The organism is Rhodococcus sp. AD45-ID, assembly GCF_003023755.1.
GTDB classification, from domain to species: Bacteria; Actinomycetota; Actinomycetes; order Mycobacteriales; family Mycobacteriaceae; genus Rhodococcus_F; species Rhodococcus_F globerula.
The window spans coordinates 1-25,233 of the sequence record NZ_PYHL01000001.1 but is presented as its reverse complement, the minus strand read 5'-3'; the positions used below and the strand labels follow the sequence as shown (position 1 = coordinate 25,233).

Below are 25,233 nucleotides of genomic sequence, written 5' to 3'. Positions count from 1 at the left end.
AACAAGACGGAAGTGACCTCTCGGAATTCCATTTGCGGAAGCCTGAGAGAATGCAAGAGCGTAACAATGCTCGACACAATGCTCGACCGCAGTAGAGAAGCAAACCGAGAAGCGACAGGAGTGTCACAGCCGTGGCCAAAAATGAGGGCGCGACCCCGCCGGACGTCGATGCGAGTGCGCTCACCGAAGAGGCGCTGATCGCGGCCGCGGAGAACGCAGAGAAGGCGCTCGCGGAGGCAGCGGACCTGGATGCACTGGCTCAGGTCAAGGTTGAGCACATGGGGGACAAGTCCCCGATCGCCCTCGCTCGCCGTGGTCTCGGCAGCCTTCCCGGTAAGGAAAAGGCCGAAGCGGGCAAGCGTGTCAACATCTTCCGTACGCGCATCAGCTCTGCGTACGACGCGCGTCGCGAGGTTCTCCTTGCCGAACGAGACGCCGCGGTGCTGGTCGCCGAGGCAATCGACGTCACGCTGCCATCCGATCGTTATCCAGTGGGTGCCCGTCATCCCATCAGCTTGATCTCCGAGCAGGTCGCCGACGTGTTTGTCGCGATGGGCTGGGAGGTCGCCGAGGGACCGGAGGTCGAGACCGAGCACTTCAACTTCGACGCTCTGAACTTCCTGCCGGATCATCCCGCGCGGACCATGCAGGACACATTCCATCTGGCGCCGGAGAACTCGCGTCAGGTGCTGCGTACGCACACCTCGCCGGTGCAGGTGCGCACGATGCTCACGCGTGAGGTTCCGATCTACGTCGTCTGCCCCGGTCGCACCTTCCGTACCGACGAACTCGATGCGACGCACACGCCGGTGTTCTCGCAGGTCGAGGGTCTTGCTGTCGACAAGGGTCTGACGATGGCCAATCTTCGCGGAACTCTGGACGCATTCGCACGTGCATTGTTCGGTCCCGAGACTCGGACGCGTATGCGCCCCAACTACTTCCCGTTCACGGAACCGTCGGCTGAGGTCGACGTGTGGTTCGCGAACAAGAAGGGTGGCGCAGGGTGGGTCGAATGGGGCGGCTGCGGCATGGTCAACCCGAACGTGCTGCGTGCCAGTGGAATTGATCCGGACGAGTACTCGGGATTTGCGTTCGGTATGGGCCTCGAGCGGACTCTGCAGTTCCGCAACGGCATCCCGGACATGCGTGACATCGTCGAAGGCGACGTGCGTTTCACGCTGCCATTCGGCGTTGCCGGCTGACCGTCCGGTATCCGGACCTTTTCGACCAACAGACTTATCGAGAAAACGAGAGAGCTGAGCTGACGTGCGAGTAGCGCAATCCTGGCTGACCGAGATCCTGCAGCGGGCAACTCCGGAGTGGGAAGTCACTCCCGAAGAGTTGGACGCTGGGTTCGTCCGGGTAGGACTCGAAGTCGAGGAACTCGACACACTCGAGGCAATCGACGGCCCCCTGGTGGTCGGCAAGGTCCTCGAGATCACCGAACTCACCGAGTTCAAGAAGCCGATCCGTTTCTGCCAGGTCGAGGTCGGCGAAGCAGAGCCGCGCGGCATCGTCTGTGGTGCCCGCAATTTTGCCGAGGGTGACCTCGTCGTTGTTGCGTTGCCCGGCGCTGTCCTACCTGGCGGCTTTGCCATCGCGTCTCGTGAGACGTACGGCAAGATCTCCGACGGAATGATCTGCTCTGTCGCGGAACTCGGAATCGGCAAGGATCACTCGGGCATCCTCGTGCTCGAACCCGGCACTGCTGAGCCCGGCGCAGACGGCAACGAGTTGCTCGGGCTCGGTGACACGATCATCGAACTGAACATCACCCCTGACCGTGGCTACTGCTTCTCGGTACGCGGCCTTACTCGTGAACTCGCGTGCGGCTTCGATCTCGAATTTGCCGATCCTGCTTCGGTTCCCGCCCACCCCGCTGAGGGGCAGGCGTGGCCGGTACAGCTCGAACCGGAGTCCAAGGCGACGCGCTTCGTGATGCGTAAGGTCACCGGCATCGATCCCAAGGCGGTCAGCCCGTGGTGGATGCAGCGACGCTTGCTGCTCTCGGGTGTTCGCCCGATCTCTCCTGCTGTGGACGTCACCAACTACGTGATGCTCGAACTGGGTCAGCCGCTGCACGCATTCGATGCAAACGCAGTGAAGGGCGACCTGGTGATTCGCCGCGCGAAAGCCGGCGAGAAGCTCACCACACTCGACGAGGTCGAGCGCACCCTCGATCCCGAGGATGTGGTGATCGTCGACGATTCCGGCGTCATCTCGTTGGCTGCAGTCATGGGCGGCGCGACTACCGAGGTCGGGTCCGAGACCACGGACATCTTGCTCGAGGCAGCTACCTGGGATCCGCTTGCAGTCTTCAAGACTGCGCGTCGGCACAAGCTGTCCAGCGAGGCCAGCAAGCGTTTCGAGCGCGTTGTGGACCCGGCGATCCCGGTTGCCGCAGTTGACCGCGCGGCAGCACTGCTCGTCGAGATCGCCGGTGGCCGTATCGAACCCGTCCTCACCGATGTCGGTGCGGTTGCGCCGCGTGAAGCGATTCGGATGGACATCGACCTTCCCGATCGCGTTGCCGGCGTCAGCTACCCCAACGGCACGGCTGCGCGTCGTCTCACCCAGGTCGGTTGCACTGTCGAGGTCGGAGTCAGCGACGGAGGGCACGGCCAGTTGGTCGCAACCCCGCCGTCGTGGCGACCGGACCTGGTTCAGCCTGCTGATCTGGTCGAAGAGGTCTTGCGTCTCGAAGGACTCGAGCAGATTCCGTCGGTTCTCCCGGCTGCACCCGCCGGACGTGGATTGACGCCGAAGCAGCGTCGCAAGCGCACGGTGTCCAAGGCGATTGCACATGCCGGATTCGTCGAGGTTCTGCCGCCGGTGTTCCTGCCCACCAACATCTTCGATGTCTGGGGACTGGACAGCGACGATCCGCGTCGCAATACCAGCAAGGTGCTCAACCCGCTCGAGGCGGATCGCCCCGAACTTGCTACGACGCTCCTGCCCGGCTTGTTGGAGGTATTGGCTCGCAACACTTCTCGTGGCCAGCGGGATCTTGCGCTGTACGGCATTGCCCAGGTTGTGCTTCCGGGGCCCGACACCAAGCCTGTCGATGCATTGCCGGTCGACCGTCGTCCGACGGACGATCAGATCGCAAACCTGATTGCGTCACTGCCCGAGCAGCCGGTACACGTCGCCGCTGTGCTCAGTGGTTTGCGTGAGCTCAACGGCCCGTGGGGCCCCGGCCGTGCGGCAGAGGCATCGGACGCGTTTGCTGCAGTGCGCGTCATCGCAGCGGCAGCCGGCGTCGAGGTTGAACTGCGTGCGGCGCAGTATCTGCCGTGGCATCCGGGTCGTTGCGCCGAGGTTCTTGTCGACGGCAACGTTGTCGGGCATGCCGGCGAATTGCATCCGGCTGTTCTCGAGCGTGCTGGACTGCCCGCTCGCACCTGCGCACTGGAAATCGATCTGGACGCGCTGCCGTTGGTCGAGAACCTGCCCGCTCCGCGTGTGTCGCCGTTCCCGGCTGTTCTGCAGGACGTGGCCGTCGTTGTCGACCGCAACGTTCCGGCCGCCGAGGTTCAGGAAGCTCTACGCGTCGGCGGCGGCGAGCTTCTCGAAGACATTCGTCTGTTCGACGTGTTCGAGGGCGAGCAAGTTGGTGAGGGCCGCAAGTCGCTGGCGTTTGCACTTCGCTTCCGCGGCGTGGATCGCACCCTGACCGAGGACGAGGCCAGTGCCGCGCGTGACGCAGCAGTAGAGGCAGCGTCCAAGGCTGTAGGCGCGCAGATGCGCGGCTAGCAGCACGAGTTGTCAAGGGACCCGAGGCCACAGCGCCTCGGGTCCCTTTCTCGTTCAGTCGGATTCGAGAATGTTCAGGCTTCTCGGGGAAGCCAGACATCCGGCGCGATGGTGCCCGTCCGGCGACCCTGCTGGTCGAGTACGTGACCGAGCAGTTTGCGGAGGTAGAGGACGATCGAGCGTTCCCCGATATGCAATTCGGGGCACTCCCTGCGTATTCGGATCTCGAAGGCATCGAGTTCTGCGGGCGAATGCAGCCACAATTGCACCACCAGATTCTCGCTACCCACGACGGCAAAACAATTCCGCACCTCGGGTGCTCGGCTCAGGAGCCGACCAACCATGTCCAGATGCTCGGCGTCGACACGGCACCACAGGGTTGCGAGTATCGGTAGTCCCGCGACGGGCCGGGCGAATTCGCACCGCAATGCCACCAAACCCGATGAGGTCAGACGGTCGATTTGCCGTTTGCAGGCGGCGGGGCTGATTCCGATCGAATCGGCAAGTTCCCGCATCGGTGTCCGCCCGTCGTGAGCGAGCGTGGTCAGAAGTGTGCGGTCTTGTTCCGACACGGCGGCTACTCGCGAAGGTGACCGTCGCCCACGCGATTCGCCGGCAGCAAGGAAGCCGCGCTCGGATGGGGCAAGCGCGTTGAGTCGCCACCGGCCGCCCTCGGTGAACCAGCGCGTGATGATCGACGTTCGCAAGCCCTGCACGCCGTCGATCGTGGCGATCTGTTGGGAGATGAATTGCGACATCGAGGCCAGATCCGGTGTTCCGGCAGTGACCAGGAGATCGGCTCTGCCCGTAGAGATTTCGATGGTCACCGCGTGGGCCAACGTCGTCAGGCGATCGGCGACGGCGTCGAGTTGTGCCGGTGCGCAGTCGATTTCGACAGCAGCTGTCACGATGGCGTCGAGGACGCGAGGTCCAGGGGTAACTGTCACCCAGGCCAACGCGGAGTCGGAGAGCCGGTTCCACCGTCGGGCGATTGTCGCAGCATCCAGTTCGAGTGGCCCGGCCAGTGAGAGCCATGTGGAGCGCGGGGCGAGTTGCAGCGCATTGATTATCCTCAAGTCGATTTCATCGATATACAGACCTTTGTCGGCATAATCAGCACTCATTCCGTCATTATCCGGCATATCGGCGTTAATTTCGGACTATCTGCCACTCTCGAGCGACAGGAAGAATCTGCGTCGAGCAGGCCGGGTGGACGGAAACAACGGATGAGCACAGAGAACAAGTACGCGGTGATCGGTGCGGGACCGTCGGGTTTGGCCGGGGCTCGTAACCTTGATCGGGCCGGTATCGAGTTCGACGGTTTCGAGAGCCACGATGATGTCGGTGGTCTCTGGGACATCGACAACCCGCACAGCACCGTGTACGAATCGGCCCACCTCATCTCGTCGAAAAGCACTACTGCGTTCACGGAATTTCCGATGGCGGATTCGGTGGCCGACTATCCCAGCCATGTGGAACTCGCCGAGTATTTCCGCGACTATGCCGATGTCCACGACCTCCGAAAACACTTCAGCTTCGGAACCACCGTCGTCGAGGTCACGCCGACGGACTCGCTGTGGCAGGTGACTTCCCGCGGGCGAGACGGGGAGATCACGTCCGCGAAGTATCGGGGCGTGATCATCGCCAACGGAACGTTGTCCAAGCCGAATATGCCCACGTTTCGCGGGCAGTTCAGCGGAGAACTCCTGCATACGAGCGAATATCGGAGCGCAGAGATTTTCCGCGGCAAGAGGGTACTGATCATCGGGGCGGGAAACAGTGGGTGCGATATCGCCGTCGACGCGGTTCACTACGCAGATTCCGTGGATCTGAGTGTCCGGCGCGGATACTACTTTGTACCGAAGTACCTGTTCGGGCGTCCGTCGGACACGCTGAACCAGGGAAAGCCGTTGCCGCCGTGGATCAAACAACGACTCGACACGCTGGTACTCAAACAGTTCACCGGCGATCCGGTGCACTTCGGGTTTCCGGCGCCCGACTACAAGATCTACGAGTCTCATCCGGTGGTGAACTCGCTGATCTTGCATCACGTGGGACACGGCGACGTGCAGGTTCGCGCTGACATTGACGGGTTCGACGGGGACAGTGTCCATTTTGTCGATGGATCGGTGTCGGATTACGACCTCGTGATGTGTGCGACCGGCTACCACCTCGACTACCCGTTCATTGCCCGCAAGCATCTGGATTGGGCAGGGGCAGCACCGGATCTGTTTCTCAACGTCGCAAGCCGACGTCACGAGAATCTGTTTGTTCTCGGGATGGTCGAAGCATCGGGCCTGGGGTGGCAGGGCCGCTTCGAGCAGGCCGAGATGGTCGCGAAACTGATCAAAGCGCGAACCGACGCTCCCGCGGCAGCCCGAGAATTCGACGCGGCCGCAGCTGGTCCGCCGCCCGATTTGTCCGGGGGATATCGATATCTGACGTTGGGCCGGATGGCCTACTACGTGAACAAGGATGCCTACCGCGCGGCGATCAAGCGTCATATCGGTCTGCTCGACACAGCATTGACGGAAGGCGGGCAGTGATGCCGATCGACGAGGTGGTTCTCAACTTCAATCCTGGGTCCTTGATGATTCTCAACGTGGTTCTGGCCGCGATCATGCTCGGGATCGCACTCGACACGTCGGTCGACGACTTCCGTCGTGCGTTGACCAAACCCAAGGCGATGGCGGTGGGCATCGCGGCGCAATTCGTATTGCTACCCGCCGTGACATTTGTTCTGACACTGGTTCTTTCGCCGGCTCCGTCGGTTGCGCTCGGCATGATATTGGTGGCGTGCTGCCCACCAGGCAACATCTCGAACGTCCTGACCCACCGCGCCGGCGGCGACGTCGCACTGTCGGTGTCGATGACGGCTGTGTCGAACGTGCTCGCGATCTTCCTGATGCCGCTCAACTTTGCCTTCTGGGGGAGTAGGCGCCCGGAGACCGACGCGCTGCTGGCGTCGGTGAACCTGAACGCCCTCGAGATGGTCGTGCAGATCGCGCTGATCATCGGGGTGCCGTTTGTCATCGGAATCTGGGCTGCCCGGAAGTTTCCGGAACTGGCCGCGAAGGCCCAACCCTGGGTGAAGAACGGCGCACTGATTGCACTGCTGATTTTCATCGTGGCAGGAGTGGCGGGCAACGCGTCGTACTTCGTCGACTACATCGGTGTGGTGCTGATCGCGGTGTTCCTGCACGATGCTGTTGCGCTCGGCCTGGGATACGTGTGCGGTGTCGCGACCGGGTTGAACGAATACAGCCGTCGCGCAGTCTCGTTCGAAGTCGGTATCCGTAACGCAGGGCTCGGGCTTGGGTTGGTGTTCACCTTCTTCGACGGCCTCGGCGGCATGGCAATTGTTGCCGGCTGGTGGGGGATCTGGGACATCATCGCAGGATTGGCGCTCGCAACTTTGTGGTCGAAACGGCGAATCCGAACGGAGGTAGCAGCGTGACCACTGCACTGATTACAGGTGGAAACGGTTTCCTCGGTACTGCAGTCGTCGAGGCGTTGACGGCGCAAGGCGTCACAGTCGTCAGCGCGGATCTATCTGTGCCCGAGGTGGCCGCAGACCACGTGCGCCGAGTGCACGCGGACGTCCGCAAGGCTACGGAGTTGGCCGAAGTGTTTGCCGAGCACCGGCCGGACGTCGTGGTTCACCTTGCGTCCATCGTCAATCCGGGCAAGCACACCACCGCGGAACAGGAGTATCGCGTCGACGTCGACGGGACGCGGAATGTGCTTGCTGCCTGCGTCGAATTCGGCGTGCGACGAGTGGTTGTGTCGTCGTCCGGTGCGGCCTACGGCTATCACGCCGATAATCCTCCGTGGATCACCGAGGATGTCGCGGTCAGGGGCAACGACGAATTCACCTACAGCCGCCACAAGCGACTCGTCGAGGAAATGCTGGCCGAATACCGAATTGTGCACCCGGAACTCGAGCAGGTGATCTTCCGTATCGGCACGATCCTCGGGGAGACGGTGAACAACCAGATCACCGCACTGTTCGATCGCCCTCGGCTTCTCAAGGTCGCCGGTAGTGACAGCCCATTCGTATTTGTCTGGCACACCGATGTGGCGGGTGCCTTTGCCGAAGCGGTGACGGGCGATCAGGTCGGCATTTTCAACGTTGCCGGTGACGGAGCGTTGACGGTCGACGATCTGGCAGCACAGATGGGAAAGGGAACTCTGACACTGCCGGCGTGGTTGTTGCGCGGCGTTCTGCGCGTCGGACGGCGTCTCGGTGTGACGGAGCACGGTCCGGAACGGGTCGGTTTTCTCCAGTACCGGCCGGTTCTCGACAATCGGCGACTCAAGGAGCAGTTCGGTTACGTTCCCGCGTATTCGAGCCAGGAGGCGTTTACCGCGTATCTCGCGTCACGCTGACGCTCCTGGCGGCCGCCGTGGAAGGATCGAGGTTGTCCGTCGGCGTTTTCGAGAAGGGACTGACGATGACCGAGCACGGTGGTTCTGTACACGGTGGTTCTGTGCACGATGTGGTTGAAGCTGCGCACGCACTCGACGACAAGGATTTCCTGGCCGTTATTCGTGCGGTCGCGGAACGTCGCCCCAGTTTGTCGGTCCTCCTCTCCGTCGTTGATGCGGCTGCTGCGAGTATCGACCAGAGTCGAGCAGTAGCCGATTCAACGGCCGCCGACGCCGAGGTGGTGGAACTTCCCGACACCGTGGTGGAAGTTGACGAGATCATCGATGTCCCGGTGGTGGCCGTGAGCGGCGCAATAATCCCTGAAGCCGATTACATCCAGCCGGATTACACCGAAGCGGGAGTTCCCACCTTCGATCGTGTGCGGGAGAAGATCGAAGGACGATTCGGTACGTCGATCGGTTCGGCGGAGTTGGCGCACGAAAGTCCGGCGGGCAAGACCGTCGACGAGCAGTGGGACGAGCGTCAGAAGGCTGCGAAGGCCAAACTGGAGGAGATTCGGCGCTCGATGGGTAAATAACAACCGGGATAAGTAATTATGCATTCCCTTGCACGATGATGCATAATGATGTGTATGACTGAGGAGATACGCAAGCCGATCAGAGTCGCCGTCGCCGGTGCCAGTGGGTATGCCGGTGGTGAGGTTCTGCGTCTGCTTCTCGGACACCCCTCGTACGCCGACGGCAGCCTGGTGATCGGTTCGCTGACTGCCGGTGGAAACGCGGGTTCGACGCTCGGCGAGCATCACCCCCACCTTCTTCCGCTGTCGGCTCGGGTTCTGGAAGAGACCACGGTTGACATCCTGGCCGGGCATGACGTGGTGTTCCTGGGCCTTCCGCACGGAAACTCCGCGCAGTACGCCAAGGCGTTGCCCGAGTCGACGGTCATCATCGACTGCGGCGCGGACTTCCGGCTTCAGGACGGCGCTTTGTGGGAAAAGTTCTACAAGAGCCCCCATGCCGGAACGTGGCCGTACGGTCTTCCCGAATTGCCCGGCAACCGTGAGAAGTTGATGGGCGCAACGCGTATCGCCGTACCGGGTTGCTACCCGACGGCCGCAAGCCTTGCCTTGGCACCCGCAGTTGCGGCCGGAATTGTCGGCTCGCACGTCAATGTTGTTGCTGTGAGCGGCACTTCAGGTGCCGGCCGGGCTCCCAAGGCTGATTTGCTCGGCTCCGAGGTGATGGGTTCGGCCCGTGCATACGGTGTCGGCGGCGTACATCGCCACACTCCCGAGATCATCCAGAATCTGAAAGCCGCAGGCGGACAGGATATCAGCGTGTCGTTCACGCCCGTCCTTGCTCCCATGCCTCGCGGCATCCTCGCAACCTGCACTGCCGCCACCACGGCCAGCGAAGCGCAGGCGCGGGAAGTATACGAAAACGCCTACAAGGACGAGCCGTTCATCCATGTGCTGCCTGCCGGGGTCTTCCCGCAGACCGGCGCAGTGATCGGGTCCAACGCAGTACAGATCGGTATCGCCGTTGACAGCGACGCCGGTCAGCTCGTTGTGATTTCAGCAATCGACAATCTCACCAAGGGCACGGCCGGTGGCGCAGTGCAATCGATGAACCTTGCCCTTGGTCTACCCGAGACCGCAGGTCTCTCTACCGTGGGAGTAGCTCCGTGAGCACCGACAATCCGCAGCAGATCGACGACGCAACCGAATCCGACGTCAAGCACGTCGCCGGGGGCCGCCTGCTGCGCACTCAGGGTGTGACGGCACCTGCCGGATTCCGCGGCGCCGGAATTGCCGCCGGTATCAAGAAGAGTGGCAAGTCGGACCTCGCGCTGGTGCTGAACGAAGGACCTGATCTTGCGGCCGCGGGCGTGTTCACCCTCAACAAGGTGAAGGCTGCGCCGGTTTTGTGGTCGCAGCAGGTGCTCACGACGGGCAAGCTGCGCGCAGTTGTGCTCAACTCCGGCGGTGCCAATGCATGCACCGGTGCCGGTGGATTTCAGGATGCGCACAAGACCGCCGAGGAAGTGGCGTCGGCGCTGAGCAACTGGGGAACCGAGACGGGCGCGATCGAGGTTGCCGTGTGTTCCACCGGACTCATCGGTGACCGGTTGCCGATGGACAAACTGCTTCCCGGTGTCACCGAGGTAGTGCACGAACTTGCGGGCGGTATTTCCGGTGGTACGGACGCGGCGTACGCGATCATGACCACCGATACCGTGCCGAAGCAGGCGTCGCTGCACCACGCAAACAAGTGGAATGTCGGCGGCATGGCCAAGGGTGCAGGCATGCTCGCGCCCGCATTGGCGACGATGCTGTGTGTCGTCACGACCGATGCCGTTGCGACCGCTGAGCAGCTCGACACCGCGTTGCGCGCCGCAACCCACCTGAGTTTCGATCGCCTCGATGTCGACGGTGCCACGTCGACCAACGACACCGTGCTGTTGCTCGCGTCCGGTGCCAGTGGTGTTGCCCCCAGCCAGGACGAATTGAACGCTGCCGTGTTGGCAGTGTGCGACGACCTCGCCGATCAGATGATGGCCGACGCCGAGGGCGTCACCAAGCGTGTGAAGGTGACGGTTCGCGGTGCGGCCTCCGAGTCCGACGCGTTGATCGGTGCCCGGACCATCGCGCGTGACAGCCTGGTCAAGACCGCACTGTTCGGTTCCGATCCCAACTGGGGCCGCGTGCTTGCGGCCGTCGGTATCGCGCCCATCGAACTCGATCCCGATCGAATCAGCGTGTCCTTCAACGGAAGTCCCGTCTGCATTGACGGCGTCGGTGCACCGGGCGCGCGCGATGTCGATCTCAGTGGCATCGACATCGAACTCGATATCAACCTCGGGATCGGCGACGAGTCCGTGACGATTCGTACGACGGACCTGTCGCACGCGTACGTCGAAGAGAACTCGGCGTACTCGTCATGACCGATCTGTTGAGTTCGATCAGCGAACATCAGAAGGCACACGTCCTGGCCGGAGCGTTGCCGTGGCTACAGCGTTTCCGCGACAAGATCGTTGTCGTCAAATACGGCGGCAATGCGATGGTCGACGACGAGCTCAAGACCGCGTTTGCCGCGGACATGGCGTTTCTGCGTACCGTCGGCATTCACCCCGTTGTGGTTCACGGCGGTGGACCGCAAATCAATGCCATGCTGGCCCGCCTGGGCATGAAGGGCGAGTTTCGTGGTGGATTCCGGGTCACGACACCGGAAGTCATGGACGTCGTCCGGATGGTGCTCTTCGGTCAGGTTGGCCGTGAGCTCGTCGGACTGATCAACGCGCACGGACCGTACGCTGTCGGAATTTCCGGCGAAGACGCCCACCTGTTCACAGCGACGCGTCGAACCGTTGCAGTGGAAGGCGAGCAGACCGATATCGGCCTGGTTGGCGACGTCACCACGGTCAACCCCGACGCGGTGCTTGATCTCATTGCGGCAGGACGTATTCCGGTGGTGTCGACAATCGCTCCCGACGTGGACGGCGTTGTTCACAACATCAATGCGGATACGGCTGCAGCGGCCTTGGCCGAAGCGATCGGTGCGGAGAAGCTGGTTGTTCTGACCGATGTCGAAGGGCTGTACACGGATTGGCCGGACCGTTCCTCGCTCGCGAGCGAAATCGACACCGACGCATTGGCACAGCTTCTGCCGAGTCTCGACGCGGGCATGGTGCCGAAGATGGAGGCCTGCCTGCGCGCTGTGCGAGGCGGAGTTCCGTCGGCGCACGTGATCGACGGACGGCTTGCGCATTCCGTTCTACTCGAACTTTTCACAGGTGAGGGCATCGGCACGATGGTTGTGCCCGGAGCCGACATCACCGAGCAGGGAGTCAACTCATGAGCACGATCGAATTGCAGCAGCGGTGGTCCGCTTCGCTGATGAACAACTACGGTGTACCTCGGGTAGCTCTCGTACGCGGCGAAGGCGCCGTTCTCACCGATGCCGACGGTAAGCAGTACGTCGATTTCCTCGCCGGCATTGCCGTCAACATTCTCGGTCATGCGCATCCCGCAATCATCGAGGCTGTGACGGATCAGCTGTCGACCCTCGGGCACGTCTCCAACCTCTATGCGAGCGAGCCTGTCATCGAATTGGCAGAGCAGTTGCTCGGACATCTGGGCAATGTGTCCGGTCGGGCGTTTTTCTGCAACTCGGGTACCGAGGCCAACGAAGCCGCCTTCAAGCTCGCCCGCGCCACGGGACGCAAGAAGATCATCTCCGCCGAGAACTCCTTCCATGGCCGGACGATGGGTGCCTTGGCACTGACCGGTCAGCCGGCCAAGCGGGCGCCGTTTGAACCGATGCCTGCCGGCGTCGAATTCGTTCCCTACGGCGATATCGAGGCTCTCGACCGGGCTGTCGATTCCGATACCGCAGCAGTGTTCCTCGAACCGATCATGGGTGAAAGCGGCGTTGTCGTGCCGCCAGAGGGATACCTGGTCGAAGCTCGCCGGATCACGGCGGAGCGGGGCGCTCTGCTGGTATTGGACGAGGTGCAGACCGGTATCGGCCGGACCGGCTGGTTCTACGCTCATCAGGCTGTCGGCATCGTTCCGGACGTCATCACACTCGCGAAGGGGCTCGGCGGCGGAATGCCGATCGGCGCCTGCATTGCGACCGGCGCTGCGGCAGAGCTGTTCGGTCCCGGAAAACACGGGACGACGTTCGGTGGCAACCCGGTGTGCGCTGCGGCGGCACTTGCCGTGCTGAAGACCGTTGCGGACGAAGACCTGATCTCGCGCGCAGACAGCCTGGGCAAGTCCATCACCGCAGGCATCGAAGAACTGGGCCATCCGCTGGTCGACTACGTCCGCGGTTCCGGACTTCTGCTCGGTGTGGTGCTGACGCAGGACGTTGCGCCCGCAGTGGAAAATGCAGCACGTGAAGCCGGGTATCTTGTGAATGCAGCGAATCCCGGAGTCATCCGGTTGGCACCGCCGCTGATCCTCACCGACGAGCAGGCCGAGGCGTTTGTGGCGGCACTACCTGCCATTTTCGATCACGCATTATCGGCTGATCAGCCGGGGGAGAAGTGACTACCATGGTGAAACACTTTCTCAGGGACGACGATCTGACTCCTGCGCAGCAGGCCGAGGTCCTCGCCCTGGCTGCCGAGCTCAAGAAGAATCCGTTTTCGCGTCGCCCACTCGAGGGGCCGCGCGGTGTCGGAGTGATCTTCGAGAAGAACTCGACCCGCACGAGGTTCTCCTTCGAGATGGGCATCGCACAGATGGGCGGCCATGCCGTTGTCGTCGACGGTCGGAGCACGCAGCTCGGTCGCGAGGAGACATTGGCCGACACGGGACGCGTCCTCTCCCGTTACGTCGACGCCGTGGTGTGGCGCACGTTCGGCCAGAAGCGCTTGGAGCAGATGGCAACGGGCGCAACGATTCCCATCGTCAACGCACTCTCCGACGAGTTCCATCCGTGTCAGGTCCTTGCGGATCTGCAGACACTGGCCGAGCACAAGGGTGATTTGAAGGGGCTGAACCTCACCTACCTCGGTGACGGTGCAAACAACATGGCGCACTCGTTGATGCTCGGCGGCGTCACGGCAGGCATCAACGTCACGATCTGCGGTCCGGAGGGCTTCGAACCGGCACAGTGGATTCTCGACGCGGCACGTAAGCGGGCCGAGGAAACCGGCGCCACGATCACGGTTACCCGGGATCCGCAGAAAGCTGCCGCTGGTGCAGATGCACTCGTCACCGACGCGTGGACGTCGATGGGTCAGGAAAACGACGGTCTCGACCGGGTCGGTCCCTTCCGTCCGTACCAGATCAATGCCGACCTGCTGGCACTCGCCGACCCCAAGGCCGTTGTCCTGCACTGCCTTCCTGCCCATCGAGGGGAAGAGGTCACCGACGAGGTGCTCGACGGCCCACAGAGTGTTGTGTGGGACGAGGCCGAGAACCGCTTGCATGCGCAGAAGGCCCTTTTGGTCTGGCTGCTCGAGCAGAGAACCGCAGGCGCGGCGTGAGCATCGCTCCTACTCGGGCCGGTCGCCAGTCGCGCATCATCGCGCTGCTGGCGGCGCACCCGGTTCGCAGTCAGACGGAACTTGCGACGCTGCTGGGAGAAGAAGGCATCGAGGCGACACAAGCAACGCTCTCGCGTGACCTCGAAGAGCTGGGAGCGGTGAAACTCCGGGCAGCGGACGGCGGCGCCGGTGTGTATGTGGTGCCCGAGGACGGTAACCCCGTACGCGGTGTGTCAGGTGGCACTGATCGACTGTCGCGACTGCTCGGAGAGCTGTTGGTGTCCACGGACTCCAGCGGAAACATGGCGGTACTCCGGACACCACCGGGGGCTGCGCACTACCTGGCGAGTGCACTTGATCGTGCCTCGCTGACCGATATCGTGGGGACTATCGCGGGGGATGACACCATCTTCGTGATGGCCCGGGAACCGCTTTCCGGAGCGGAACTCAGCGCCATGATCGAATCCCTCGCCTGACCCCTTATTCTTGATAGAAGATTTTCAACCGAAGGAGCACACACACCATGGCCGATCGCGTCGTACTCGCCTACTCAGGCGGGCTGGACACCTCTGTTGCCATCAGTTGGATCGGTAAGGAGACAGGCGCTGAAGTTGTCGCCGTCGCCATCGATCTGGGACAGGGCGGCGAGGACATGGAGGTCGTGCGCCAGCGCGCACTCGACTGCGGCGCAGTCGAATCCGTTGTCGTCGACGCTCGTGACGAGTTCGCGGACGAGTACTGCCTGCCCACCATCCAGGCCAACGCCCTGTACATGGATCGCTACCCGCTCGTGTCCGCGATCAGCCGTCCGCTGATCGTCAAGCACATCGTCGAGGCCGCACGCTCGCACGGCGGAACCATCGTCTCGCACGGTTGCACCGGCAAGGGCAACGACCAGGTTCGCTTCGAGGTCGGCTTCGGCGCCCTCGCGCCCGACCTCTCGGTCATCGCACCGGTTCGTGACTACGCGTGGACCCGCGAAAAGGCAATCGCCTTCGCGGAAGAGAACAACATCCCGATCAACGTGTCCAAGAAGTCGCCGTTCTCGATCGACCAGAACGTCTGGGGCCGCGCCGTCGAAACCGGATTCCTCGAGGATCTGTGGAACGCGCCCACCAAGGACGTCTACGACTACACCGAGGATCCGACGGCCAACTGGAACGCACCCGACGAGCTGATCATCAGCTTCGACAAGGGTCGCCCGGTTGCCATCGACGGCCGTCCGGTCTCCGTCCTCGAAGCCATCCAGGAACTGAACCGCCGCGCCGGCGCTCAGGGAGTCGGCCGTCTCGACGTCGTCGAGGACCGCCTCGTGGGCATCAAGAGCCGCGAGATCTACGAAGCTCCCGGAGCGATGGTCCTCATCACCGCTCACCAGGAACTCGAGCACGTCACCCTCGAACGCGAACTCGGTCGCTACAAGCGTCAGATGGAGCAGCGTTGGTCCGAGCTAGTCTACGACGGCCTGTGGTTCTCCCCGCTCAAGGATGCTCTCGACACGTTTGTCGAGAAGACGCAGGAACGCGTCACCGGCGACATCCGTCTCTTCTTGCACGGTGGAGCCATCACGGTCAACGGCCGTCGTAGCCCCGAGTCGCTGTACGACTTCAACCTCGCAACGTACGACGAGGGCGACAGCTTCGACCAGTCCGCATCGAAGGGCTTCGTCGAGATCCACGGTCTGTCGTCGAAGGTCGCCGCGAAGCGCGATCTGGGTCTGTAAAGAATGACTGCGCACGGTGTCGGAGACGCCCAAAAACACGGCACTAATGAAGGCGCGTTGTGGGGCGGGCGGTTCGAATCCGGACCGGCCGCCGCCATGGCGGCCCTGAGTAAGTCGACTCACTTCGACTGGGTTCTGGCTCCGTACGACGTGCGGGCGTCGCAGGCTCATGCTCGCGTGCTGAACAAGGCCGGTCTCCTCAGCGAAGCCGACCTTGCCACCATGCTCGACGGTTTGGAGCGCCTCGCCGCTGACGTCGCAAGTGGTGTCTTCGGGCCCAGCGAGTCCGACGAGGACGTGCACGGCGCACTCGAGCGCGGCTTGATCGAACGAGTCGGTCCCGAGGTCGGTGGGCGTCTGCGTGCCGGCCGTTCGCGCAACGACCAGGTGGCGACGCTGTTCCGTATGTGGCTCCGTGATGCGGTGCGCCGCGTTGCGGACGGAGTGCTCGATGTCGTCGACGCTCTTGCCACTCAAGCGGCTGCACATCCGGACGCAGTCATGCCGGGTAAGACGCACCTGCAGGCCGCTCAGCCCGTGTTGCTCGCGCATCACCTCCTGGCACATGCACATCCGTTGTTGCGTGACGTTGCGCGTCTGCGTGACTTCGACGTGCGAGCTGCGGTGTCCCCGTACGGTTCCGGCGCGCTCGCCGGTTCCTCGCTCGGGCTCGACCCCGAAGCCATTGCGGCAGAACTGAAGTTCGACAGCTCGGCGGAGAACTCGATCGATGCCACGGCGTCGCGCGACTTCGCTGCTGAGGCTGCGTTCGTGTTGGCGATGATCGGCGTCGACCTGTCGAGGATGGCCGAAGAGGTCATCATCTGGAGCACACCGGAATTCGGCTACATCACGCTCGCCGACGCGTGGTCGACCGGATCGTCGATCATGCCGCAGAAAAAGAACCCGGATGTTTCCGAGCTCACGCGCGGTAAGTCGGGTCGTCTGATCGGCAACCTCACGGGATTGTTGGCGACGCTGAAGGCGCAGCCCTTGGCGTATAACCGCGATCTGCAAGAGGACAAGGAACCGGTCTTCGATTCGGTTGCGCAACTCGAAATGTTGCTCCCGGCCATCACCGGCCTGGTGCAGACCCTCGAGTTCCACACCGAGCGCATGGCGGAGTTGGCTCCGGCCGGCTTCACACTGGCCACCGACATCGCGGAATGGATGGTCCGTCAGGGCGTTCCGTTCCGTGTCGCACATGAGGCCGCGGGCGCGTGTGTGCGTGTCGCCGAGGCTCGCGGCGTTGGACTCGAGGATCTGACCGACGAGGAACTGGCCGGAGTCGACGCGTCGTTGACGCCTGCTGTTCGGGAAGTGCTGACCGTCGAGGGCTCCATCGCCTCACGCAACGCACGTGGCGGAACCGCAGGTGTCCGGGTGGCCGAGCAACTGAACGGCGTACGCACGCTGGCTCAGTCGCTGCGAGAGTGGCCCCTCTAAATCAGTCATCGGTTGTCGGTGTTGTCGTACGCGGTCAGAGAGGATTTTTCCTCACTGGCCGCGTACGTGTTCTCGGGGGCAGTAGGCTTGTTTAGCTCGACACGAATGCGACAGAGTTTTTGACGCGAGTTACTTGGGAGTGAAATGGTGGGATTGAATTCCAAGTCGGTGCTGGGTCCGCTTCGGCGGGCGGTCGCGACAGCGCAGAACGGCCTGGAGGTTGTTCGTCTGGGTGGACTCGAGACGGATCTGACAACCTCGCCGTTCGAGATCGTCGAACGTGCGCCGATGTACCGTCTGCGGCGGTATTTTCCCGACACCGATCCAGGGGAGACCGGTCCGCCGATCGTATTGGTCCCGCCGATGATGATGTCGGCCGGTGTGTACGACGTGACGCGCGATCAGGGGGCAGTCGGCATCCTGCACGAGATGGGACTTGATCCGTGGGTGGTCGACTTCGGTGAACCTGACGCACAGGACGGCGGCTGGGGCCGTAATCTTGCAGACCACATCATCGCGCTCAGTGAGATCGTCGATCACGTTCATCGGCATACCGGCAAAGACGTTCATCTGTCCGGGTATTCGCAGGGCGGAATGTTCGCCTACCAAGCTGCGGCATATCGGCAGAGCCGAAACATCGCCAGTCTCATCACTTTCGGAAGTCCCGTCGACACACTTGCGGCGCTCCCATTCGGTATTCCGGCCGGGATAGCCACGTGGGGAGCAGACTTCCTCGCGGATCACGTCTTCAACAGGCTGGCGGTCACGGGGTGGATGGCCCGGACAGGCTTCCAATTGCTCGATCCCGTCAAGACGCTCAAGTCGCGTGTCGACTTCCTACTGCAACTTCACGATCGTGAGGCACTCCTGCCGCGCGAACAGCAACGACGCTTCCTGGCGACGGAGGGATGGGTCGGCTGGTCCGGGCCCGCTGTTGCCGAACTACTCAAGCAGTTCGTCGTGCACAACCGGATGATGTCCGGCGGGTTTGTCATCAAGGATCAAGCGGTGACGCTTGCATCGATCACCTGTCCCGTTCTGGCATTTGTCGGCGAGGTCGACGACATCGGGCAACCCCAAGCGGTCCGCGGGATCACGCAGGCAGCGCCGCGAGCTGACGTGTACGAATCAACCTTGCGCGCTGGGCATTTCGGCCTGGTCGTTGGTTCCGTCGCTGCAAATCACACGTGGCCGACAACAGGCGAATTCGTGCAGTGGATCGAGCAGGGCGGAACACGGCCGGCACGCGTCGAGCGCATGCCGCAGGGCCCGTACCCCGAGGACGAGACCGGGGTGTCGATGAGCAATCGGATCATTCACACCGTGGCCTCGGTAGCCGAGGTCGGCGTCGGCGTGACCAAGGGCATCAGCGATCTGGCCAGTGGAGCATTGCGCGGGACTTTCGAATTGTCCGGCGAGGCTGCTCGGGCGCTTCCCAGGTTGGCCAGGCTCAATCAGATTCAGCCGCACACCAAGATTTCGCTCAGTGCGCTCTTGGCCGAGCAGCGCCGTAAGGCTCCGGCAGGGGAGTGCTTCCTCTTCGACAACCGGGTCCATACCTACGAAGCCGTCAACATCCGCATCGACAACGTTGTTCGCGGTTTGATTTCGGTTGGAGTGCGCCCGGCAGCGCACGTCGGCATTCTCATGGAGACCCGGCCGAGTGCACTCGCTGCTATCGCCGCGCTGTCGCGACTCGGAGCTGTTGCAGTCATGCTCCCACCGGGCGGCGACATTGCGACGGCGGTGAAACTCGGAAATGTCGATCGGATCATCACCGATCCGGAAAACGTTCAGGAAGTGCTCGCAGCGGGGCGTCCGGTACTGGTACTCGGCGGCGGTGACGCGCGTGGGTTGAGCGTGGATTCCGCGCACGACGTCATCGATCTCGAGCAGATCGACCCGACGACGGTCAGTCTGCCGGGTTGGTACAGGCCTGATCCGGGGATTGCGCGCGAACTTGCCTTCATCATCTTCGCGGAATCCGGTGGCCGACTCGAAGCCAAGCAGATTACCAACTACCGGTGGGCGTTGTCGGCATTCGGTACGGCCTCGGCTGCCGACCTCGACCGGGGCGATACCGTGTATTGCCTTGCGCCGCTCCATCATTCGTCAAGTTTGCTGGCGACAATCGGCGGCGCAATGGCAGGTGGCAGCCGGATCGCGCTGTCGAGGGGGCTGGACCCGGCTCGATTTGTCGAGGAGATCCATCGCTACGGCGTCACCGTGGTGAGTTACACGTGGTCGATGATGCGCCAGATTCTCGACGAGGATCTTCTCCTGCTCGACGGTACTCATCCCGTTCGGTTGTTCATCGGATCCGGAATGCCGCCGGGGCTGTGGAAGCGCACCACCGAGGCGTTCGATCCTGCTCAGATCCTCGAGTTCTACGCCTCAACCGAAGGTGACGTGATCCTCGCGAATGTGGCCGGATCGAAGATCGGGTGCAAAGGACGTCCGTTGCCCGGTAGTGCGCGGGTGCGACTTGCGGCGTACGACCCGCTCAGCGGCCGAATCCTCGAGAACGAGGACGGGTTTGTCCGCGAGTGCGCCGACGACGAGGTCGGGTTGTTGCTGGGTCGTGCAGGATTCAATGCCGATCTGTCCGGTGGTGCCATGCGCGGACTCTTCGAGGCCGGAGATTCCTGGATACCCACTGAAAACCTGTTCCGCCGTGATTCCGACGGCGACTACTGGCTGGTCGACCACAAGAACACGGTGATCTCGACTGTGCGTGGACCCGTCTTCACCGCTCCGATCGTCGACGCACTGTCGAGTGTCTCGCGGGTGGACCTTGCGGTGGCGTACGCGGTAGGTGAGGCACCGTTCCAGTTGGCTGTCGCCGCGGTGACCTGTTTGCCCGGCCGCAATTTCCGTGCCGCAGAGCTCGCCGAGACGTTGGACCACCTCGACTTCGATGCGCGTCCGGACATCGTGCACGTGGTCGACGAGATCGCCGTTGGATCGTCGTTCCGGCCCAATCCCGCCGTGCTCGCAGCGGCCGGGCTTCCGGCTCCGGGACCGCGGACCTGGTATCTCGACTCCGAAACCCAGTCGTACAAGCGGCTGACCAAGGCAGTTGCGGCGCAATTGATGCCAACCAGGATGGGTACGGGTTCGCGGTGAGTATCGGCTCAGCAGGTAGCCTGAACCTGATCGGTTCGTGTTCGGTTCGAGAGGATAAACGTGGCTATTGATTCGACGTTGCTCAGCATTTTGGCCTGCCCGCAAGACAAGGGTCCACTGCTGTTGGTCGGGGACGAGCTGCTCTACAACCCTCGTCTGCGACGCGCATACCCGATCGAAAACGGTATCCCGGTATTGCTGATCGACGAAGCGCGCGATGTTGCAGACGACGAGCACGAGAAGTTGCTCGCCAAGGCAGAAGGTTAGATCGGTAGTTCGCCGGTAAGGTACCGCTGGAGGTTCGGAGCTACCAGCGGTACCAACGCGTCGACGCTCAGCGATTTCAGCGGTTCAAGCTCGAGAATGTAGCGAGTGACCAGGAGTCCAGCGATCTGCGACGCCACCAATTCGGCTCGAATAATTCCTGTCCCGGCCGGTGAATCCACCCGCGGGATGATGTCCCGCAGGACGATGTTCAGAAGGAAGCTCTGAATCAGTCGGGTTCCTTCGCCGGAAATGGCCGAGCGAAATGCGGCGAGAATGGCGGCCTGATGCTCCGATTCCCAGACACCGAGGACGGCAGTCAACAGACTCGTACCCAGTTGGTCGCTTGTAGACGAATGAACCGGGGCTAAAACTTTCTTCGGATCCAGCGGTAGGGCGATTGCGGCGGTGAACAGTTGCTCCTTGCTGCCGAAGTAGTGATGTATCAGGGCCGGATCGACTTGGGCTTCGGTTGCGATGGCGCGGACCGTGGTTCGTGCAAATCCGTTTTGCGAGAATGCGCGTCTGGCGCTCTCGAGGATCTGCGTCCGGGTCTCGGACTTTCCCGGCCGCCGCCCCGGCCGCAACGGTATGTTGTTGCTGCTCATGGGGTTCGGCGGTCCAGCGTTGCAGCGGCTAGTGTGAGGGCGGCCGCGGCAAAGAGAGCCATCACCGCGAGGTCGCGCCACATTTGGCCGGTGGCATCGGCGTGTATCGATACCTGCTGAAGTGCGTCGACGGCGTAACTCAGCGGTAAGACGTTGCTGATCCATTCGAGCCAAGTCGGTAGCTGGTCGCGCGGAACCAGGAGTCCGCAGAGGAACAGCTGTGGAACCACGACCACCGGCATGAATTGAACGGCTTGGAACTCGGTCTTTGCGAAAGCGCTGGCCAACAGACCGAGCGCCACTCCGAGGATTGCGCCCAGTACGGCGATGACTATCACCCAGCCGAGGCTTCCGGCGATAGTGAGACCCAGAAACCCGAAGGCAACGGCACACGCGAGGGCCGCCTGGGCTGCAGCCGACAACGAAAACGCCGCGGCATATCCAGCGAGAAGGTCAAGTTTGCCCATCGGGGTGGTGAGTAGTCGCTCGAGGGTTCCGGAACTGCGCTCACGCTGCATTGCTATGGAAGTGACCAGGAACATCACGACAAAAGGCAAGATCCCGAGCATAGTGATGGCGACCCGTTGAAACAGCGGTACTGCGCCTGGCGCTGTCGGGACGTCGACGTAGAGGAAGTAGAGCAGGATCATCAACAGTGACGGAACCAACAAGATCATGGCAACTGTGCGGCGGTCCTGACGCAGTTGCATGACAATGCGAACTGTCGTTGCTCCGAAGATGGTGACACTCATGATATTTCGCCTCCCACCGGCGAGGTCCGGATGAGCTCCAGGAACGCGTCTTCGAGGCGTTCGCACCTGGTCTTCGCGCGAAGTTCGTCGGGCGTGAGTTGCGCAAGGAGGAAGCCGTCGCGCATCAGTATCAGTTCGGCGCAATGATCTGCTTCGTCCATGACGTGACTGGAGATCAACAGGGTAGTTCCGCCCTTGGCGAGATCAGCGAATCGCTCCCAGAGTTCAACTCGAAGGACGGGGTCGAGTCCGACGGTGGGCTCGTCGAGAACCAGCAGATCGGGATCGGCAACCAAAGCACAGGCCAGGGACACGCGTCCGATCTGTCCACCGGACAGGTCTGCGCTGATCTGGTCCGCGTAGCGAGTGAGCCCGACCGCGTCGATTGCGGCCCGAACATCGGCACCGGACTTTCCGTACAGCGATCCGAAGTACTGGACGTTGCGGCTGACAGTCAGGTCGCCGTAGACGCTGGGGGATTGGGTGACGTAGCCGACGCGTCGACGCAGTGCCGGTGTTCCGGCTTGATCACCGAGAACTCGTACGTCGCCGCTCTTGACGATCTGAGTTCCGACTATCGCTCGCATCAGTGTTGTCTTGCCGCAACCAGACGGGCCTAGTAGTCCGGTGACGGATCCGGCGGATACTTGCAGATCAATGGAGTGGAGAACCTCATGCTTTCCACGGATGACGGTGAGTCCTCGGATGTCGATGGCAGGTGCTGTGGTCACGGTGAACCTCGATTCCGTTAATTCATCACATGTTGAATTGTGAAACCGGACGCGCCCCAGCGTCAAGGGGAAGGCACAATCGAATGGTGAGCATCAAGCAGTTGGCGAGCGTGACTTCTCCGCTGGAGGCGGGACTGATCATTCTCGGTTCGACACTGTCAGTAGACGACGTCAGCCTTCGGATCGTCGAGGTGGAGGCATACGGCGGGGAGAAGGACGGACCGTGGCCGGACCCGGCAGCACATTCCTATCGGGGGCAGACGCCGCGTAATCGGGTGATGTTCGAGCGCGCAGGTTTGCTGTACGTGTACCGCAGCTACGGGATGCATTTCTGCATGAACATTTCGTACGGTCCGACCGGAGTGGCCGGTGGAGTACTCCTCCGCGCAGCAGAGGTCGAAGCCGGCCACGATGTTGTCTCCGGCCGTCGTTCACCGGATCGTCCGCCCCGCGATTGGGCGCGCGGACCGGGAAATCTCGGGTCCGCAGCAGGAATTACGTTGGCGGACAACGGGGCTGATGTCTTCGATCGGGATTCACGAATTCGACTGGACCTGAGCGAGTCGGACAACTGGGTAGCGGGGCCCCGGGTCGGTGTCAGCTCGGCAGCGGAGATCCCGTGGCGGCTGTGGATTCCTGATTCGCCGGCGGTGTCGGCCTACCGTCGAAGCCCGCGAGCGCCCGCCCTTTCGTGAGGGTGGGATGATCTAGCCCGTGACTGAGAATATTCTCGACGAACTGACCTGGCGTGGGCTCATCGCCCAATCAACTGATCTCGACGCTCTGCGTAAGGATCTCGAGGCCGGACCGGTCACGCTCTATGCGGGGTTCGACCCCACAGGGCCGAGCCTGCACGCCGGACATTTGGTTCCTCTTCTTGCACTCAAGCGTTTTCAGCGTGCCGGTAACCGCCCGATCGTTCTTGCCGGTGGCGCAACCGGTCTGATCGGCGACCCCCGCGACGTCGGGGAACGCACGATGAACTCGGCCGATACCGTCGCTGACTGGGCTGGACGAATCCGCAGCCAACTCGAACGATTTGTGGACTTCGACGATTCTCCGACGAGCGCCGTCATCGAGAACAACATGAACTGGACCGGCAAGATGTCGGCCATCGACTTCTTGCGCGACGTAGGCAAACACTTCTCGGTGAATGTCATGCTCGCGCGTGACACCGTCAAGCGTCGCCTCGAATCCGACGGGATGTCGTACACCGAGTTCAGTTACATGCTGCTTCAGGCAAACGACTACCTTCACCTCCGACGCGACCTTGGTTGCACCTTGCAGGTGGGTGGTTCGGATCAGTGGGGCAACATCATCGCCGGCGTCGAACTCAACCGTCGCGTGGATGGCGAAAGTGTCCATGCGATGACCGTCCCGCTGGTGACCTCGGCAGACGGAAAGAAGTTCGGTAAGTCGACCGGCGGCGGCAGCCTGTGGCTCGATCCGGAAATGACCAGCCCGTACGCCTGGTACCAGTACTTCGTGAACACCGGCGACGCCGATGTCATCAAGTACTTGCGTTGGTTCACGTTCCTGAGTGCAGAGGAATTGGCAGAACTCGAGACTGCTACCGCAGAACGCCCGCATGCTCGAGAGGCACAGAAGCGTCTTGCGGCGGAGATGACGACATTGGTTCACGGCGAGCACAACACACGGTCAGTGGAGTTGGCCAGCCAGGCACTGTTCGGAAAAGCCGAGCTGACGGAGCTCGACGAATCCACTCTGGCCGCTGCGTTGAAGGAAGCCTCGGTCAGTGAACTGGCACCGGGGGAGCCGCGGACGATCGTCGACCTTCTTGTCGCAAGCGGATTATGCGAAAGCAAGGGCGCTGCCCGGCGCGCTGTGAAGGAGGGTGGCGCATCGGTGAACAACCAGAAGGTGTCAGCTGAGGACTGGGAGCCGGTCGTCACGGATCTCCTGCACGGCAGCTGGTTGGTTGTGCGACGCGGAAAGCGCAACTTTGCCGGCGTGAAAGTACTGGCGAACTGACGTGTGTGGGGTCACAGTTGCCTAAAGTGACTCCTGAGCCCGCTGGTGGCTCGCCTGCAAGCGAGCTACCAGCGGATTTAACACAAAGATCATCCGCGACCTGGGAGTTTGACGCTCCGTTTTCCGTCGCGTAACTTTATCCAAGTCAGAGCGACACGGACACCAACCCCGACCGAGAGGCCGGGGACACGCGGTAGGACGAAGTCGGAGACAAGCACTTGCATCGGGAACTTGCTTCCCGGTGGTGCATAAGCTAAGATTGTAACCCTTGCCCCGGAGCATTCGACACTGGTTGATGCGAAGGTGTGCACGTGTTCTTTGAGAACTCAACAGTGTGTCGATGAATGTCAGTGCCAAATTATTTTGGTACTTCGCATGTCGAATGATGTTCCGGGCCTTCGGGTTTCGGTTCTGATGTTCGGGGTGTGAGTATTTTTCGTCGGTGATTGTT

22 protein-coding genes are annotated in these 25,233 nt (G+C 62.2%); 18 read left to right on the top strand and 4 right to left on the bottom strand.

All coding sequences use genetic code 11. From position 1 onward, the window contains the following. The first annotated feature begins 131 nt into the window (after positions 1-131). Entirely contained in the window at positions 132-1,202 is a 1,071-nt protein-coding gene (gene pheS, locus C7T36_RS00110) for a phenylalanine--tRNA ligase subunit alpha (RefSeq protein ID WP_045069992.1), read from the top strand. A gap of 64 nt (positions 1,203-1,266) precedes the next feature. Continuing rightward, positions 1,267-3,753 (top strand): phenylalanine--tRNA ligase subunit beta, encoded by a 2,487-nt coding sequence (gene pheT, locus C7T36_RS00105; protein WP_045069989.1) that lies wholly within the window; start codon positions 1,267-1,269, stop codon positions 3,751-3,753. A 74-nt stretch (positions 3,754-3,827) separates the two neighbouring features. Here the strand turns inward: pheT and C7T36_RS00100 are convergent, their stop codons facing one another. Next, a complete protein-coding gene (locus C7T36_RS00100; RefSeq protein ID WP_045071018.1) occupies positions 3,828-4,877 on the bottom strand; it encodes an Lrp/AsnC family transcriptional regulator in 1,050 nt (349 codons plus the stop codon). 102 nt (positions 4,878-4,979) lie between these two features. Here C7T36_RS00100 and C7T36_RS00095 point away from each other — a divergent pair, with 102 nt between their 5' ends. From C7T36_RS00095 to C7T36_RS00030, 14 genes are all read left to right on the top strand, one after another. Continuing rightward, on the top strand, positions 4,980-6,299 hold the full coding sequence (locus tag C7T36_RS00095; protein ID WP_045069987.1) for an NAD(P)/FAD-dependent oxidoreductase: 1,320 nt from the start codon (positions 4,980-4,982) through the stop codon (positions 6,297-6,299). Further along, a complete protein-coding gene (locus tag C7T36_RS00090; RefSeq protein ID WP_033230789.1) occupies positions 6,299-7,210 on the top strand; it encodes a bile acid:sodium symporter family protein in 912 nt (303 codons plus the stop codon). The genes C7T36_RS00095 and C7T36_RS00090 overlap by 1 nt, the downstream gene beginning before the upstream one ends. Beyond that, the gene (locus tag C7T36_RS00085) at positions 7,207-8,142 is read left to right on the top strand and encodes an SDR family oxidoreductase (protein WP_045069984.1); all 936 of its coding nucleotides are present in this window, start codon (positions 7,207-7,209) and stop codon (positions 8,140-8,142) included. Before C7T36_RS00090 ends, C7T36_RS00085 begins: the two co-directional genes overlap by 4 nt. A gap of 65 nt (positions 8,143-8,207) precedes the next feature. Further along, positions 8,208-8,720 carry a hypothetical protein gene (locus tag C7T36_RS00080; RefSeq protein WP_179300813.1) on the top strand — a complete coding sequence of 171 codons (513 nt, stop codon included), beginning with the start codon at positions 8,208-8,210 and terminating at the stop codon, positions 8,718-8,720. Positions 8,721-8,774: 54 nt separating this feature from the next. Next, the gene (gene argC / locus C7T36_RS00075) at positions 8,775-9,830 is read left to right on the top strand and encodes an N-acetyl-gamma-glutamyl-phosphate reductase (protein ID WP_033230787.1); all 1,056 of its coding nucleotides are present in this window, start codon (positions 8,775-8,777) and stop codon (positions 9,828-9,830) included. Beyond that, entirely contained in the window at positions 9,827-11,086 is a 1,260-nt protein-coding gene (gene argJ / locus C7T36_RS00070; RefSeq protein ID WP_045069982.1) for a bifunctional glutamate N-acetyltransferase/amino-acid acetyltransferase ArgJ, read from the top strand. Before argC ends, argJ begins: the two co-directional genes overlap by 4 nt. Then, a complete protein-coding gene (argB, locus tag C7T36_RS00065) occupies positions 11,083-12,000 on the top strand; it encodes an acetylglutamate kinase (protein WP_033230785.1) in 918 nt (305 codons plus the stop codon). Before argJ ends, argB begins: the two co-directional genes overlap by 4 nt. Next, positions 11,997-13,196: an acetylornithine transaminase gene (locus C7T36_RS00060; protein WP_033230784.1), complete on the top strand. Its 1,200-nt coding sequence runs from the start codon at positions 11,997-11,999 to the stop codon at positions 13,194-13,196. Before argB ends, C7T36_RS00060 begins: the two co-directional genes overlap by 4 nt. 5 nt (positions 13,197-13,201) lie before the next feature. Then, on the top strand, positions 13,202-14,140 hold the full coding sequence (gene argF, locus C7T36_RS00055; protein WP_033230783.1) for an ornithine carbamoyltransferase: 939 nt from the start codon (positions 13,202-13,204) through the stop codon (positions 14,138-14,140). Further along, positions 14,137-14,616, top strand: a complete 480-nt coding sequence (locus tag C7T36_RS00050) for an arginine repressor (RefSeq protein ID WP_084702995.1) — start codon at positions 14,137-14,139, stop codon at positions 14,614-14,616. Before argF ends, C7T36_RS00050 begins: the two co-directional genes overlap by 4 nt. A gap of 47 nt (positions 14,617-14,663) precedes the next feature. Beyond that, on the top strand, positions 14,664-15,863 hold the full coding sequence (locus C7T36_RS00045; protein WP_033230781.1) for an argininosuccinate synthase: 1,200 nt from the start codon (positions 14,664-14,666) through the stop codon (positions 15,861-15,863). Between the two features lie 3 nt (positions 15,864-15,866). Beyond that, positions 15,867-17,309: an argininosuccinate lyase gene (argH, locus tag C7T36_RS00040; protein WP_045069978.1), complete on the top strand. Its 1,443-nt coding sequence runs from the start codon at positions 15,867-15,869 to the stop codon at positions 17,307-17,309. A 144-nt stretch (positions 17,310-17,453) separates the two neighbouring features. Further along, entirely contained in the window at positions 17,454-20,435 is a 2,982-nt protein-coding gene (locus C7T36_RS00035) for an acyl-CoA synthetase (RefSeq protein WP_045069976.1), read from the top strand. Positions 20,436-20,495: 60 nt separating this feature from the next. Beyond that, a complete protein-coding gene (locus C7T36_RS00030) occupies positions 20,496-20,702 on the top strand; it encodes a Trm112 family protein (protein ID WP_033230778.1) in 207 nt (68 codons plus the stop codon). Here C7T36_RS00030 and C7T36_RS00025 read toward each other — a convergent pair. From C7T36_RS00025 to C7T36_RS00015, 3 genes are read right to left on the bottom strand one after another with little or no spacing between them, the layout of a single operon-like run. Beyond that, positions 20,699-21,307 (bottom strand): TetR family transcriptional regulator, encoded by a 609-nt coding sequence (locus C7T36_RS00025; RefSeq protein WP_033230777.1) that lies wholly within the window; start codon positions 21,305-21,307, stop codon positions 20,699-20,701. The two genes, C7T36_RS00030 and C7T36_RS00025, sit on opposite strands and share 4 nt — an antisense overlap. Beyond that, complete coding sequence (locus tag C7T36_RS00020; RefSeq protein ID WP_045069971.1) at positions 21,304-22,059, bottom strand: ABC transporter permease; 756 nt, start codon at positions 22,057-22,059, stop codon at positions 21,304-21,306. Before C7T36_RS00020 ends, C7T36_RS00025 begins: the two co-directional genes overlap by 4 nt. Continuing rightward, positions 22,056-22,790, bottom strand: coding sequence for an ABC transporter ATP-binding protein (locus C7T36_RS00015; protein WP_045069969.1), 735 nt, complete (start codon positions 22,788-22,790; stop codon positions 22,056-22,058). The genes C7T36_RS00020 and C7T36_RS00015 overlap by 4 nt, the downstream gene beginning before the upstream one ends. 83 nt (positions 22,791-22,873) lie before the next feature. On the opposite strand from C7T36_RS00015, the gene C7T36_RS00010 reads away from it, so the two are divergent. Both C7T36_RS00010 and tyrS read left to right on the top strand, forming a co-directional pair. Further along, positions 22,874-23,485 carry a DNA-3-methyladenine glycosylase gene (locus tag C7T36_RS00010; protein ID WP_172936203.1) on the top strand — a complete coding sequence of 204 codons (612 nt, stop codon included), beginning with the start codon at positions 22,874-22,876 and terminating at the stop codon, positions 23,483-23,485. A 19-nt stretch (positions 23,486-23,504) separates the two neighbouring features. Beyond that, positions 23,505-24,782, top strand: a complete 1,278-nt coding sequence (tyrS, locus tag C7T36_RS00005) for a tyrosine--tRNA ligase (RefSeq protein WP_045069967.1) — start codon at positions 23,505-23,507, stop codon at positions 24,780-24,782. Positions 24,783-25,233 lie beyond the last annotated feature (451 nt).